The organism is Mucilaginibacter sp. A3364 (assembly GCF_059690715.1).
This window is the reverse complement of record NZ_JCAWED010000001.1, coordinates 971,278-986,540: the sequence shown is the minus strand read 5'-3', so window position 1 is coordinate 986,540 and position 15,263 is coordinate 971,278. Positions and strand designations below refer to the sequence as shown.

General features: G+C 44.4%; 14 protein-coding genes. 6 read left to right on the top strand and 8 right to left on the bottom strand.

Translation table 11 applies throughout. The annotated features are described in order from the left end of the window. Positions 1 to 65 precede the first annotated feature (65 nt). From secDF to AC59JT_RS04340, 3 genes are all read left to right on the top strand, one after another. Complete coding sequence (gene secDF, locus AC59JT_RS04350) at positions 66 to 3,023, top strand: protein translocase subunit SecDF (protein ID WP_497396387.1); 2,958 nt, start codon at positions 66 to 68, stop codon at positions 3,021 to 3,023. A 92-nt stretch (positions 3,024 to 3,115) separates the two neighbouring features. Continuing rightward, a complete protein-coding gene (locus AC59JT_RS04345; protein WP_497396386.1) occupies positions 3,116 to 4,429 on the top strand; it encodes an NAD(P)/FAD-dependent oxidoreductase in 1,314 nt (437 codons plus the stop codon). A 6-nt stretch (positions 4,430 to 4,435) separates the two neighbouring features. Then, the gene (locus AC59JT_RS04340) at positions 4,436 to 5,296 is read left to right on the top strand and encodes a hydroxymethylglutaryl-CoA lyase (RefSeq protein ID WP_497396385.1); all 861 of its coding nucleotides are present in this window, start codon (positions 4,436 to 4,438) and stop codon (positions 5,294 to 5,296) included. Positions 5,297 to 5,643: 347 nt separating this feature from the next. On the opposite strand, the gene AC59JT_RS04335 is transcribed toward AC59JT_RS04340, so the two are convergent. From AC59JT_RS04335 to fbaA, 4 genes are all read right to left on the bottom strand, one after another. Continuing rightward, entirely contained in the window at positions 5,644 to 6,744 is a 1,101-nt protein-coding gene (locus AC59JT_RS04335) for an AAA family ATPase (RefSeq protein ID WP_497396384.1), read from the bottom strand. 463 nt (positions 6,745 to 7,207) lie between these two features. Beyond that, a complete protein-coding gene (locus AC59JT_RS04330; RefSeq protein WP_497396383.1) occupies positions 7,208 to 7,639 on the bottom strand; it encodes a GNAT family N-acetyltransferase in 432 nt (143 codons plus the stop codon). Then, positions 7,599 to 8,102: a low affinity iron permease family protein gene (locus AC59JT_RS04325; RefSeq protein WP_497396382.1), complete on the bottom strand. Its 504-nt coding sequence runs from the start codon at positions 8,100 to 8,102 to the stop codon at positions 7,599 to 7,601. Before AC59JT_RS04325 ends, AC59JT_RS04330 begins: the two co-directional genes overlap by 41 nt. Positions 8,103 to 8,190: 88 nt before the next feature. Beyond that, a complete protein-coding gene (gene fbaA, locus AC59JT_RS04320; RefSeq protein WP_497396381.1) occupies positions 8,191 to 9,270 on the bottom strand; it encodes a class II fructose-bisphosphate aldolase in 1,080 nt (359 codons plus the stop codon). 299 nt (positions 9,271 to 9,569) lie between these two features. Between fbaA and accD the strand changes: the two genes are divergently transcribed. Continuing rightward, on the top strand, positions 9,570 to 10,415 hold the full coding sequence (gene accD / locus AC59JT_RS04315; RefSeq protein WP_497399331.1) for an acetyl-CoA carboxylase, carboxyltransferase subunit beta: 846 nt from the start codon (positions 9,570 to 9,572) through the stop codon (positions 10,413 to 10,415). 77 nt (positions 10,416 to 10,492) lie between these two features. On the opposite strand, the gene AC59JT_RS04310 is transcribed toward accD, so the two are convergent. The 4 genes from AC59JT_RS04310 to glmM form a co-directional block, all read right to left on the bottom strand. Then, positions 10,493 to 10,771: a hypothetical protein gene (locus AC59JT_RS04310; RefSeq protein WP_497396380.1), complete on the bottom strand. Its 279-nt coding sequence runs from the start codon at positions 10,769 to 10,771 to the stop codon at positions 10,493 to 10,495. 70 nt (positions 10,772 to 10,841) lie between these two features. After that, positions 10,842 to 11,126 (bottom strand): hypothetical protein, encoded by a 285-nt coding sequence (locus AC59JT_RS04305; protein WP_497396379.1) that lies wholly within the window; start codon positions 11,124 to 11,126, stop codon positions 10,842 to 10,844. 138 nt (positions 11,127 to 11,264) lie between these two features. After that, entirely contained in the window at positions 11,265 to 12,401 is a 1,137-nt protein-coding gene (locus tag AC59JT_RS04300; protein WP_497396378.1) for a cysteine desulfurase family protein, read from the bottom strand. A gap of 192 nt (positions 12,402 to 12,593) precedes the next feature. After that, positions 12,594 to 13,976, bottom strand: a complete 1,383-nt coding sequence (glmM, locus tag AC59JT_RS04295; protein ID WP_497396377.1) for a phosphoglucosamine mutase — start codon at positions 13,974 to 13,976, stop codon at positions 12,594 to 12,596. A gap of 203 nt (positions 13,977 to 14,179) precedes the next feature. Here glmM and AC59JT_RS04290 point away from each other — a divergent pair, with 203 nt between their 5' ends. After that, positions 14,180 to 14,749 (top strand): phosphatase PAP2 family protein, encoded by a 570-nt coding sequence (locus AC59JT_RS04290; RefSeq protein ID WP_497396376.1) that lies wholly within the window; start codon positions 14,180 to 14,182, stop codon positions 14,747 to 14,749. A 94-nt stretch (positions 14,750 to 14,843) separates the two neighbouring features. Further along, positions 14,844 to 15,257 (top strand): transcriptional regulator, encoded by a 414-nt coding sequence (locus tag AC59JT_RS04285; RefSeq protein ID WP_497396375.1) that lies wholly within the window; start codon positions 14,844 to 14,846, stop codon positions 15,255 to 15,257. Positions 15,258 to 15,263 lie beyond the last annotated feature (6 nt).

Here is a 15,263-nt window from a genome sequence, read left to right as displayed (position 1 = left end):
TTTGTTAGATTTGCCGTCTTGTTTAAAATGCTTATAAACTAATTAATTACATATTTTAATCTACAATGCAAGGTAAAGGGGTTGTTAAATTTTTCGCCGTAATACTGGCACTGGTGTGCATTTACCAGCTTTCATTCACGTGGGTGGCTAAGAAAGTTGAGAACGATGCAAAGCTATTTGCCAAAGGCGATACTGCTAAAGAAAAAATCTATCTTGATTCTGTCGCTACATTGCCGGCATACCCGGTATTTGGCCACAGCTATCAATATTGTTTAGAGAGAGAGCTGGCTTTGGGTCTGGATTTGAAAGGTGGTATGAACGTTACCATGCAGATATCATTGGCCGAGTTGGTAAAGAAATTATCAAACGATAATCCTGATCCGGTATTTAACCAGGCGTTGGCAAATGCTACCGTAGCGTTAAAAACCAGCCAGACCGACTACATCACGCTGTTTGTTAACGAGTACGAGAAGCTTGCACCTAACGGTAAACTTGCCGCTATCTTCGCTACTAAAGACAATCAGAACTTAAAGATCAGCGCATCAAACAGCGACGTTGAAAAATATCTGAAAGACGAAGCTGCTACCGCGGTTCAGCAATCATATACGGTATTGAATACCCGTATTGACCAGTTTGGTGTAACTCAACCTAACATTTCGTTAGAGAAAGCTACCAACCGTATTCTGATCGAGCTACCTGGTGTTAAAGACCCGGTGCGTGTGCGTAAACTGTTGCAAGGTTCGGCTAAACTGGAGTTTTACCAAACTTTCGAAGTTCAGGACGCTTACCCTGTATTAAACAGCATTGACGGCATCCTGGCTGCAAAAAACAAAACCGTAAAAGATACTACTGCAGCTGCTACCACAACAGCCACTGCCGATACTACTAAAAAAGGCGGCCTGGCTTTATTAAACAAAGTACAGAAAAACGCTGCTAAAGATACTTCGGCTGCCGGCCTGCGTGCTAAAGCAAATACCGAACATCCGTTATTCGCGGTATTACAAATGCCAACTTACCAGGATCAAAGCGGCCAGCAGCAATTGCGCCCGGGATCAATTGTTGGTTGGGTATTGCAAAAAGATACTGCTAAGGTAAACGCTTACCTTCGTCATCCTGATGTTAAGGGCAACATACCACGTAACATGAAGTTTTTGTGGGGTGTTAAGCCAATGGATAAAACCAAAATATTTGAGTTATATGCTATCAAGCTTTCAGGCGCTGAAAACGGCCCGGTATTGTCTGGCGACGTGATTAACGATGCCAATGCAAGCATTGACCAACAAAAAGGCCAGCCTGAGGTTACCATGCACATGAACTCGGAAGGTGCTCAAAAATGGCGCACCGTAACTGCCGAAGCGTCTGCAGCTACGCCTAAAAAAGCTATCGCCATTGTACTGGATGATAACGTATACTCTGCCCCTACCGTTCAAAACGAAATTGCAGGCGGTGTATCATCAATATCTGGTAGCTATACTACTGATGACACTAAAGACTTAGCCAACGTGTTAAAAGCCGGTCGTTTACCAGCCCCTGCACGTATCATTGGCGAGGACGTAGTAGGCCCGTCATTAGGTCAGCAAACCATCAACGATGGTATGGTGGCTTACGGTTTAGGTTTGTTAGTAGTACTGGTGTTCATGGTTGCTTACTACAACCGTGCAGGTACTGTTGCCGTTGTCGCGGTAATTGTTAACGTATTCTTCCTGATGGGTGTATTAACCAGCTTACGCGCGGTGTTAACCATGCCGGGTATAGCGGGTATCATCCTGATATTAGGTATAGCGGTTGACGCGAACGTATTGATATACGAACGCGTGCGTGAAGAGCTTGCTTTAGGCAAATCATTACGCTTAGCGGTTAATGATGGTTTTAAACACGCGTTACCTTCAATTTTGGACTCAAACATCAGTAGCTTCCTTACAGGTTTGATCCTGTTCATCTTCGGTAGCGGCCCTATCCAGGGTTTCGCCACTACTTTGATGATCGGTATCACTACTTCATTGTTCTGTTCATTATTGATCTCTCGTTTAATATTTGAGTGGATGTTAGGTAAAGGTTGGGATATCAAATTCTCAAACCCGTGGAGCTCACATACCTTCAAAAACGCTAACTACGCTTTCGTAAAAAGCCGTTTCCGTTTCTATGCCTTCTCTGGTATATTTATCGTTGCCGGCTTGATCTCTATCTTCACCCAGGGCTTTAACTACGGTGTGGATTTCCAGGGCGGCCGTACTTACGTTATCCGTTTCGAGAACAAGAATGCCACTGTAGAAGATGTACGTGAAACCGTACAAGGTGTATTAGGCTTCGGTACTAATGTAAAAACTTATGGTAGCGACAAGATAAGCATCACTACCAACTACATGATAGATGATAACACTACTGCTGCCGATGCAAAAGTAGAAAGCACCTTGATCGAGACCTTAGGTAAAAAAGATATCACCAAAATAAGCAAGAAAGATATTTTAAGCTCGCAAAAGGTTGAAGCTACTGTTGCCGATGGTTTGAAAAAATCAGCTGTGTGGACCGTAGTATTCGCTATCATTGTGTTATCTGCCTATATATTGATCCGTTTCCGCAAATGGCAGTTTAGCTTAGGTGCGATGGTTGCCACCGCGCACGATGCTTTGATGGTACTATCATTCTTCTCGTTATTTAAAAACCTGATTCCTTTCTTAGAGATAGACCAGGCTTTCGTAGCCGCTATTTTAACGGTGATTGGTTACTCAATTAACGATACCGTGGTAGTATTTGACCGTATCCGCGAGTTCCTTGACCTGCATCATTCAGCAACTGATAAACCAAAAGAGGTTATCAATAATGCTATCAACAGCACATTAAGCCGTACCATTATCACTGCCTTAACCGTAGTGTTTGTATTGGTGGTATTATTTGCTTTCGGTGGTGATGTTATCCGTGGTTTCTCATTCGCGTTATTGATCGGCGTACTGTTTGGTACCTACTCATCAATATGCGTTGCATCACCGGTAATTATCGATTTTGGAAAGAAAGATCTGAAATAATAATCTCAGCATCATATTATAATCAAAAGGCTCCAAATAAAATTTGGAGCCTTTTTTGTTAGTATCTTTGCTTATACAAAAATCCAATTCCTATGGATACTAACACTACAGCAAACTTCCCGCAGGTGGTTATCATCGGCGGCGGTTTTGGCGGGTTACAGGTTGCCAAACAACTGGCTGATAAACCCGTTAACGTTTTAATGCTTGACAAGCATAATTACCACACCTTTCAACCCCTTTTATACCAGGTTGCCACCGGTAGCCTCGAGTCAGAATCTATCGCGTTTTCACTGCGAAAGAATTTTGACGATCAAAAAAACTTCCGTTTCCGCATTGCCGAAGTATCGGGCATTGATACTGAAAACAATACAGTACAAACCGATATTGGCGACATAGATTACGATTACCTGGTTATAGCCACCGGCTCCACCACTAATTTCTTCGGCAACAAAGAAATTGAGCGCTTTGCCATGCCAATGAAATCAATCCCCGAAGCATTGAACCTTCGGTACCTGATTTTACAGAACCTGGAGGAAGCTATTTTAAAGCCCACACGCGAAGAACGCGAGCCATACCTAACCTTTGTACTGGTAGGTGCCGGCCCTACCGGTGTGGAGCTTGCAGGCGCCCTGGCCGAGCTACGCAACCACATCCTTACCCGCGATTATCCCGAACTGGATAAAACCGAAATGAAGGTTTACCTGGTAGATTTTCTGCCGAAGGTACTGGGACCATTCTCTGACCAGGGATCAGCAGCCGCTAAAGACTTCCTGACCGGCATGGGTGTGGAAGTATTGCTTGGCGTTAAGGTTGAAAGCTACGACGGCGACGAAATAAAATTTGAAGGCGGCAAAAGCATCCTCACCAAAAACGTAATATGGAGCGCCGGTGTACAAGGCGTAGTGCCCGAAGGCATTGAGCAAAGCAGTATTGAACGCGGCAACCGCATCAGTGTTGATACCATTAATCGTGTTAAGGGCCTGAGCAACGTTTTCGCCATTGGTGATGTGGCGGCCATGATAACCGACGAAACCCCTAAAGGCCATCCCGGCGTGGCGCAGGTAGCCATACAACAGGGCCAGCACCTGGGCAAAAACATCATCCGCCTGATGGAGGGCAAAGCTACCGAGCCGTTTAAATATAACGACAAAGGCTCACTAGCCACCATTGGCCGCAACAAGGCCATTGCCGATTTGGGCAAAATAAAATTCCAGGGCTTTTTTGCCTGGTTGGTTTGGATGTTTGTGCACCTGATATCGCTGGTGGGTTTCCGCAATAAAGTGGTTGTATTTATCAATTGGGTGGGCAGCTATTTTACCTACAATGGTGGCAGCCGGTTGATCATCCGCCGGATAAAGCACGAAGAACTGGCCAAAAAAGACGAACAGGTAGCTATAGCCGATTAATATATAATGAGCAGCCCACACATTAAACTCACCGAGTGCCCTCGCGATGCGATGCAGGGCTTACACAACTTTGTGCCTACCGATGTGAAGGCTGCTTACATTAACCTGTTGCTGCAGGTTGGCTTTGATACGATAGACTTTGGCAGTTTTGTATCGCCCAAAGCCATCCCGCAAATGGCAGATACGGCCGAAGTTTTAAAAAAACTGGACCCAAGCACAACCAAATCAAAACTATTAGCCATTGTAGCCAATTATCGCGGGGCGGAAGAAGCGGCCGCACATGATGAGATAACCTGCCTGGGATACCCCTTCTCCATATCCGAAACATTTCAGCAACGTAATGCCAATACTACCATAGCCAAAGCGCTTGACACCGTGAAGCAAATTAAGGCCCTATGCGACAAGAAAAACAAAGAACCGGTAGTTTACCTGTCCATGGGTTTTGGTAATCCTTACGGGGATGAATGGAGTGTTGACGTAGTCGAGAAATGGACGGAGCAATTGGTAAATGCAGGCATCAGCATCATTGCCCTTTCAGATACCATCGGCATCGCCACACCCGGACAGATCAAAAGTATCTACCCCGCACTGGTCAGCAAATTCCCACAAACAGAATTTGGCGTACACCTGCACAGCACTCCCGATACCTGGCACCAAAAGGTTGAAGCAGCCTACCAAAGCGGCTGTAAACGTTTTGACAGTGCACTAAAAGGCTACGGTGGCTGCCCCATGGCCAAAGACGACCTTACAGGCAACATCGCTACCGAAAACTTAATTGGATACCTCCAACAACAAAATGCGCTCAGCGGGCTTGATTTGGATAAACTGGCGGAAGCATTGGAGTATTCGAAGAACGTATTTCTGTAGCTATCTCCTCACGTCATTACGAGTGAGGAACGAGCGTAGTAATCCCCTATAGAAAGGTTACCGGGCGCTCGGGGATAGCTACGCTAACGCTCGCTATGACGTGCTTTTTTGTTACTACTCTACTCTCGTCAAACTTGCGCTCGTTTACAACGAGTGCTTAATTTGGGTTGGCGACTACCTCGCATGGGCATTGCAATGCTAAACCAGGTTAAGCACTCGTCACAGACGAGCGCAAGTTGAGGGGTTTCGCACGCGTGCTTATCGTTTTTTCAAGCCCTCCCTCCCCCCTCCCAAGGGAGGGAATCGCACAGGCCGGCGCTTTTTTTAGGCGATTGCAAGCCCTACCTTTACTCATCCTCTTCTAACCTCTTCACAAACCTCCTCAACGTAGTTAACGGCCTGCCGGTTTCGGCTGAGATCTGTCGCAGGCTTTTGCCTTGACGATGCAGTTTCATAATGCGGTCCTCGGCACTTTTGCGTTGCTGATGGGTGATATGCAACAGGTGGTCTGTTTCGGGCGCATTGTCTGTAAACTCAAACTGCAAAAAATTATAGGGTTTAACTATCTGGCAAAGCTGCACATTATCTGCACCGTATTGCTGCTTGCCGCTTCGTTGTTTAATTTGTTTAAGATAACGCGTGTTTACCCTCGATTGGCTTTCGCCAATGGCAAAAGCGCTATCGGCAAAGTTGATGAGCATTTTGCTGCCTTGCAAATCGTTACGGGTAATTGGGTTTGATGGATTACGTTTTGGCGTGTGTGCCAATACCAGGATAGACAAGCCGTATTTATTTTTTAGCTTCTGCAGATCCTGCATCAGGTCAATAGCCGTCGCGCCGGCCTGTGTGCCCGTACGCAAACAGGTAATGTTATCAATGATCAGTATTTTGGCTCCACTGGTGATCAACATATTCTCCAGCGCGTTGCTGATATACTCGTAATGGCTGCTAAACTTATGTTCGCCCACGGCATCGGGATTAAAAACAACCCGGTAAAAGCTATCAGCAAATTGGTGCTTTCCGTGTATATGGCTTGTATAGCGCTGCGCGAATTGGCGGTCGTTAAGCTCGAGGTCAAAATATAACACGGTACGTGCCTTTGCATCGCTACTAAAACATGGGATAATTTCACCCCGACTAAGCGCGTCGCCAATTTGTACGGCCAGTATAGATTTGCCCACGTTGGTATCGGCAAAAAGTATGCAAAGTTCGCCCTCGTACCATAGGTCGCCAAATAACATTGGGGCTTCGGTTTGCCCGGTGGTGGTTTCCAGGAAATCGGCAGCAGGTTTAATAATGAACGCGTCCTTACTATCAGCCGGACTGCGTAATAATTTGTTGAGTTGCTGATCTTGCTTAGCGGTAAGCGGGCTGCGCGCAGCCGAACGGATCAGCTCTATTTCAAGCGGCCGCTCAAAATAATGGTGGGGTTTGTTGTACTGACTCATAAAATATGGGGAATGATGCAAGGTAGCACCATTTGCCCTTATTTATGGTGACACGAGTTTGTCAGTAGGGCAACAATTTAGTTCCCCTCTTGAGAGGGGGCGCGAAAGGCATGTGCGGCCGCAGGGGTGTGTTAAACAGGCGACAGGTCATGCAAAAAAGTGCGCCAACGGGTGCGCCACTTTTTGAAAGTGTAAACTATCAAATATTATAAATATTTCATAATCAACTATTTACAAAATAAACAGGGTGCGCCGCATTGCGCCGCTTTTTTGCGTAAAAATCTGAAAGTTAATTATTTACAAAAAATAGGTGCGCCACTTGCGCCACTTTAAAAGTGGCGCACCCTAACGCTATTTATGATCATTTGCTAAGACGGGTGTCACCCTGAGCTCCGTTGAAGGGTGAGCGCAGAGGCCTTTGCCCGCATGCTTCGACGGGGCTCAGCATGATAGGCCGGTAGGTCTACTTCTTCACCATTTTAAAGTGCTGGATACCCGCTTCCTCAAACTGAGGTCCGGTTTTTTCAAAGCCGAATTTAGCGTACAGGCCCATGGCTTCTATCTGGGCGTTGAGGTATATATATTCAGCATCAGCGGGTAGGTCGCTCAATACGGTTTGCACAACTTGTTGCGCAACGCCCATGCCTCTAAATTGCTTCAATACGGCGAAGCGTTCTAATTTATAACCTTTATCAGTTTGGCGCCAGCGGGCGGCACCGGCGGGTTCGCCGTCAACCGTAGCCAGGAAATGGGTTGATTCGTCTTCAAACTCCCACTCCAGTTCGGGCGGGCAATTCTGTTCGCCAACAAATACCTCGCGGCGTATGGCAAATACTTTCTCTAAACTTTCGGGATCACTTACTTTTTTTACTGCTATCTCTCTTTGCTTTTGCATCAACGTAGTGCTTGCTTGATTTATGACTATTGAGCTTAAAGTTATGATTTTCGGTGGCAGCGTCAATAGAGTGTGTGCAAAGAATATCATCCTCCTCCTCGGCCAGGTCTGACAGTTGTACGTAGAATTTGTGCAGCGAGTCCAGCTCTTCCTCGGTAAGGTCCTCAATATCAACCATGCGGTTGCTGGCACCCTGGTGCGAGGCCAATAGTTCGTTCAGTTTTAGGTGTACGGCCTTTGAATCCTTGTTCTGCGATTTCTGGATGAGGAACACCATCAGGAAGGTAATGATGGTAGTACCTGTATTGATAATAAGCTGCCAGGTGTCCGAGTAGTCGAAGATGGGTCCGGTAACTATCCAAACCAAAATAATGGTTATAGCTATACAAAATGCAGCCGAACTGCCCGTAGCATTGGTGGCCCAGTTAGCAAACTTCTCAAATAAATTCTTCTTTTTAGCCATAACGTCAATTTCATTTTTGTTGACTTTATAACTAAAAAAAAGCGCCAATGTTTTGCATTGGCGCTTTATATAAGTGGTTTAGCTAAGCTTACAATTTGTCTGTAGCGTTTAAGCAGTTCAGATCTTCAAAAGCAGCGGTTAAGCGCTTAACAAAGTTCTCTTCGCCTTTACGTAACCAAACACGTGGATCGTAATATTTTTTGTTTGGCGAATCAGCACCTTCAGGGTTACCAATCTGGTCTTGCAAATAAGCTTCTTTAGCCTGGTAGTAATCTTTAATACCTTCCCAGAAAGCCCATTGCATATCGGTATCAATGTTCATTTTGATAGCGCCGTAGCTGATAGCCTCGCGGATCTCTTCCTGGCTTGAACCCGAGCCACCGTGGAATACGAAGTTGATCGGTTTGTCGTCGGTTAAGTTAAATTTCTGCTTAACATACTCCTGTGAGTTATGCAGGATAACCGGTTGCAACTTAACGTTACCCGGTTTGTAAACGCCGTGCACGTTACCAAAAGCAGCAGCCACCGTGAAGCGTGGGCTAACTTTTAATAAATGCTCATATGAGTAAGAAACCTCTTCAGGCTGAGTATATAAACGTGAGCTGTCAACGTCGCTGTTATCAACGCCATCTTCCTCGCCACCGGTTACACCAAGCTCAATCTCTAAGGTCATGCCCATTTTGGCCATGCGCTTTAAGTATTCAGCAGATATTTCGATGTTTTCTTCTAATGATTCTTCCGAAAGATCAAGCATGTGTGAAGAGAACAATGGTTTGCCGGTTTCAGCAAAGAATTTCTCGCCATGATCTAACAGGCCGTCAATCCATGGTAATAATTTTTTGGCAGCGTGGTCTGTATGCAAAATAACCGCAACACCATAGTGCTCGGCCAATAAATGCACGTGCTTAGCACCAGATACCGCGCCTAAAATACAAGCTTGAAGTTTTGAGTTATCTAATGACTTACCCGCATAAAACTGCGCGCCGCCGTGCGATAATTGAATAATTACAGGAGAGTTTACCGCTTTTGCAGTCTCCATTACAGCGTTGATGGTGTTTGTACCAATAACGTTAACCGCAGGTAAAGCAAACTGGTGCTTTTTGGCGGCTTCAAATAGCTCCTGCACCTGATCGCCGTGCAGTACGCCTTTATAATTTTTTAAATCCATAGCCTAATTTTATGCGCCGAAGTTATAAAAATTTTACAGTTTTCTGTAAAAATAGACTAGTAAATGTCAAATACTTATTGCGCAGATCAGTCAAATAGCCAAAACTGAAAGCAAACCCGCATTTTTGAATGATTTTGCCCCTATTTGATATAATTTGTGGTGTATTTAGGCAATAATTGCATCAACAGCGCTTAAAACCCTATTTGACTGTTTAGGGTAGGTCTTAATTATATTTAGGGTAAGGCATTCGAAACTTTTTTCGTTTCTTTGCATTATCATTGAAAGAGCTAGACATAAATATGGCGTGGTTTAAACGTGAAACAAAAGGGATAATTACGACTACCGACGAGAAGAAAGAAGCACCCGATGGCATATGGAATAAGTGCCCTCAATGTAAAAAGCCCTTACACTACTCAGAGCAAGTCGAAAATCAATACGTTTGTCATTACTGCGGGTATCACCTGCGCATAGGTTCAAAAGAATACTTTTCTATCCTGTTTGATAATAATGAGTTTACCGAATTGTATGCCGACATGGTATCGGGCGACCCGCTGCAGTTTACCGACAGCAAAAAATACAGCGACAGGCTTAACGAAACCCAGTTTAAAACAGGGTTGAAAGATGCTATCCGTGCAGGCGTTGGTAAAATTAACGGCCAGGACCTCGTAGTTGCCTGTATGGATTTTAACTTCATAGGCGGATCGATGGGATCTGTAGTAGGAGAAAAGATTGCACGTTCTATCGATTACAGCATCAAACACAAAGTACCTTTCCTGATGATTTCAAAATCGGGCGGCGCGCGTATGATGGAAGCTGCATTCTCGTTAATGCAAATGGCTAAAACGTCGGCTAAGCTGGCATTACTGGGCCAGGCTAAAGTGCCATTCATATCATTATTAACAGACCCTACCACTGGCGGTGTAACTGCATCATACGCTATGCTGGGCGATATCAACATTGCCGAACCAGGCGCGCTGATAGGCTTTGCCGGCCCGAGGGTTATTAAAGAAACTATTAAAAAAGATCTGCCAAAAGGTTTCCAAACTGCTGAGTTTGTGCAGGAGCATGGTTTCCTAGACTTTATAGTCGATCGTCGTGAAATGAAAGACGAATTGGCTGCGTTTTTAAAAATGATGAAAAACTAGTTCATCATTAAACAATATATACAACAAAGGCTATCCATTTTGGATAGCCTTTGTTGTTTCACGAGCTTCACAGCTGGTTATAGCGTTCCGGGTTTGGCGCCGTCGATATACGGCATATCTTTTATGTAAACCGAGTGATCATTCGTTGATTTCCCCGCATAATCTTCATCATCACTCTCTTCAACATTATCATCATCTTCATAAGTATCGTCCTGATCGTCTTCGTTCAGATCATCATCGTCCCTGTTCAGATAATCATCCTCGTACGAATACCGCTCATCGCCTGTGCCGTAACTTGAGTCAAACCCATTAAAGTCATCCTGACCATCCTGGGTAAATTCGCTGTAGCTTCTCATGGTTCTTGTTTTTAGGTTTTTGTAAAGAGTGCTTTGGTAGCCCCCTTATACGTTATTAATTGATGATTTGTTATATCCCTTCTGTACCCGGCTCGTGATCTATCATACGACCGGTTGTTCTTCCATGCGGACGGCTTGAAAAGTCGGTTTTTGGATTGCCCACTTTTGGAAATTCGTGTTTATTTGGTGGCGTAACGTCATGCTGTTCGCTGTACGAACCCTGGTCGCCGCCATTGTGTTGTTGCTGCTCTTCCCTTTGGGAAGCATAACCTGCGCCTTCTTGCTCCGATCTTCTGTGTTTTGGATTTTCGTTAGGTCTGTTACCGTTTTCGGTATTTTGATTATTCGTTTCCATAGGTTTATTATTTAAATGTTAACTAAATAATAACGATAACCGTGCCAATATCGCTACAGGTTTTATGGTAATAAAAAAGGGCAACCCTTAATTTTAAGAATTGCCCTTTTTATAGGCTTTAGCAAAATTATTGTATAGCTAAGCGTTCACCGCAAATAACTCACGTACTTTATTTACTACGAAGTCGATCTCATCTTTGGTAGTATATTTTGAGAATGAGAACCTTACCGAAGGGCGCGTGCTGCTAGCGCCTATGGCAGTCAACACATGCGAACCAATATCCGTACCCGAACTACAGGCGCTACCGCCAGATGCCGAAATACCTGCAATATCAAGGTTAAACAGCAACATATCCGCCATTTCCATTTCGGGGAACGATACGTTTAACACCGTGTATAAGCTCTTATCCGCGTCAGTTTCGCCATTAAAAGCTACTCCGGGAACCTGTTGTTCCAGTTGAGCTTTCATGTAAGTTTTCAGTCCCTGTATGTGTGCCTTGTGTTGCTCCATTTCGGCATAAGCTATCTCCAGCGCCTTGGCCATACCTACAATGCCGTACAGGTTTTCGGTACCGCCACGCATGTTACGCTCCTGCGAACCGCCGTATATTAAAGGCTTAATTTTTATTTTATGGTTGATGTGCAAGAAGCCTACGCCCTTAGGTCCGTGGAATTTATGGGCCGCACAAACCAGGAAATGCACTTTTAACTTGCTCAGATCGTGCACGTAATGCCCCATGGTTTGTACCGTATCGCAATGAAAGATAGCGTTGTACTGCTCGCAAAGGTCGCCTACACGCTCAATATCGGTTAGCGTACCAATCTCATTGTTGGCATGCATTAACGATACAAAGCTACGCTCGTTATCCTGCAATAAAGTTTCAAGATGGCCATAATCCAAGCTCCCCTTAGCATCAACATCAACAAAGCTTAGCTTAATGGTGCCGGCCTTTTCCATGGCCTCAAGGGTGTGGATTACGGCGTGATGCTCTAAATGGGTAGTGATGGCGTGGGTAATACCATTATCAATAATACCGCAGCGTATAGCCGTATTATCAGCCTCGGTGCCGCTGCTGGTAAAAAATATTTCGGCCGGCGAAGTGTGCAGCAGGCCGGCTATGGTTTTGCGTGCCTTCTCAATTATAGTCCGCGATTCGCGCCCATGGGCGTGTATTGACGAAGGGTTACCAAAATTGTTCTCCATTACCGCACACATCACCTTCATTACTTCCGGATCAAGCGGCGTAGTAGCAGCATTGTCTAAATAAACACGCATCAGTTAATTATTTTAGGTTGGAATGAGTGATGGAGTGAATGTTCACTTCCAGCTATCATTCTAAAGTATCAGTTAATATATAAATATCCGGTTGAGCAGGGTAGTAAAATCTGGTCAACCCAATATTAAAAATGATTTTAAACTACCGAATTATAAACCAATCAATAATCCGACAATTCACTCAATCAATAATTATTTCAAAATTTCCTTTATATCCGCAATGATCTTATTCGCCAGATTATTAGCTACTGTTTCAGAATCACCTTCGGAATAAATACGGATAATAGGCTCTGTGTTAGAACGGCGCAAATGTACCCATTGTTTGTCAAATTCTATCTTCAGGCCGTCGATTGTTGAGTGTGGCTGATCTTTGTATTTAGCTTCAACCTTTAACAACAAGGCATCGATATCCATCTCGGGTGTTAAGGTTATTTTATTTTTTGAGATGAAATAGTTAGGGTACGAAGCACGCAATTGCGAAATGGATTTACCATAATTAGCCAGATGCGTTAAAAACAGGGCTATCCCGGCCAGTGCATCCCGACCGTAGTGTAACTCCGGGTAAATAACACCACCATTACCTTCGCCGCCTATTACCGCGCCTACTTCTTTCATTTTGTTTACCACGTTAACCTCGCCTACGGCAGCAGCATGATATTCGCCACCGGCTTGCTCGGTAACATCGCGCAGGGCGCGGGTTGATGACAGGTTTGATACGGTATTACCCTTATTGTTTTTCAATATATAATCAGCAACGGCAACTAAGGTATACTCTTCGCCAAACATACTGCCATCTTCGCAAACAAAGCAAAGGCGGTCAACATCCGGGTCAACAGCTATACCAAGGTTGGCATTTTTGCTCGTCACTTCTTTTGATAGCGCGACCAGGTTTTCAGGCAATGGCTCCGGGTTATGCGGAAACTCGCCATCGGGCTCGCAATACAGTTTATGTACGGTTTTAACACCCAAGGCATCTAATAAAGCCGGTACAAAAATGCCGCCTGTTGAGTTTACACAATCAATAACTACTTTAAAGTTTGCAGCAGCAATTGCTTTAACATCAACCAATGGCAAAGCTAATATCTGGTCAATGTGTTTCTGCAGGTAGCTATCGTCATAGGTAACTTTACCTAATGAGTTAACTTCGGCGTAAGTAAAATCACTGTTCTCAGCAATTTCTAAAACTTCTTTACCATCTGTATCGCTAATAAATTCGCCATCGGCGTTAAGTAATTTTAGCGCATTCCATTGTTTTGGGTTGTGGCTGGCGGTTAGGATTACACCTCCCGCGGCTTTCTCTAATGGTACGGCTACTTCAACAGTAGGTGTGGTTGAAAGGCCGATATCAACCACATCAATACCTAAACCTTGCAGGGTGCCTACTACGATGTTGTTAACCATGCTGCCCGATATACGCGCATCTCTGCCAACAACTATTTTTTTAATACCGCTTTTTTTAACTGCCCAGGCGCCATAGGCCGAGGTAAATTTAACGATATCTAATGGGGTTAAACCATCGCCCGCGGCACCACCAATGGTACCGCGTATGCCCGAAATTGATTTTATGAGTGTCAAAACTTTTTCAAAGATTAATGCCGGTAAAAATACAGATATTAAGTGAAGGTTTGATAAAATTGAGTATGAATATTGTAAACTTAATACATATGTATTATTAGTTTGTATTAATATTTAATACCGTCGAAGTCTTAAAATACCGCACATTTCTTCAACCTGTTTTTTTGGTTACTTTTGTGTTAGCACGAAAAATAACGCAGCACATGCCCGACTACCTTTTGCAGCTTGACAGGCAATTATTTTACTTTATAAACCACGACCTGGGCAACGCTTTTTTTGATGTGCTGATGCCCATGTTGCGTGATCGCCTCGTATGGATACCTGTTTACATTTTCATTTTTGTTTTTTGCCTTTGGCGATATAAAAAGCAAGGCATTATCATCATAGCACTATTGGCTTTAACCTTTGGCGTAGCCGATTTTGGAAGCGCCAGTATCATCAAACCCACTTACAAACGGCTGCGCCCTTGCAATGAGCCGGCGCTGACTCAAACCGTTGTAAGCCGTGTACCCTGCGGAACCGGCTACAGTTTTCCCTCCAGCCACGCCAGCGACCATTTCGCTATATCGGTGTTTTTGAGCATGGTGTTTTACAAACGATACCCATGGGTGCTGCCGGCTACCCTATTATGGGCTTTTAGCGTATCTTTTGCGCAGGTGTATGTTGGGGTTCACTATCCGGTTGATGTAACCGTAGGCGCCTTGTATGGCAGTTTGGTTGGTTTTCTTTTTGGTTGGTTATTTTGGAAAAATCAACGACAACTGGCTGCTTAGTTGTCGCATATCGCCCCTTATATTGTCTTAAGTCCCCCTGCGTAATGTTGGCTCATCCAGCTAATTTTGATCTGTATCAAATTACTACCGCGCTATGGAAACTATTCAATTAGATAAAGACATCACCGTATTTTACGTTACCGCCAAATCATTCCCCGATGGCGTAATGCAGGCTCACCAAAGTTTACATGCTTTGATCCCTTTTTCGACAGAACGCAGATATTTCGGTTTATCGCGCCCCGAAGATGAAAGCGGTAAGATCATTTATCGCGCCGCTGCCGAAGAAATGGAATCAGGCGAAGCCGAAAAGCTGAAACTGGATACTATCGTTATAAAAAAAGGTGATTATCTAAACATCAATATTCATAATTATATGAAGGATGTAAAGGCTATAGGCGAGGCGTTTCAACAATTAATAGAACAGCCTGATATTGACTCTGAAGGTTATTGCGTAGAATTATACGTGAGCGATAAAGATGTGCAGTGTATGGTGCGGCTGGCGGATTAGAGGACT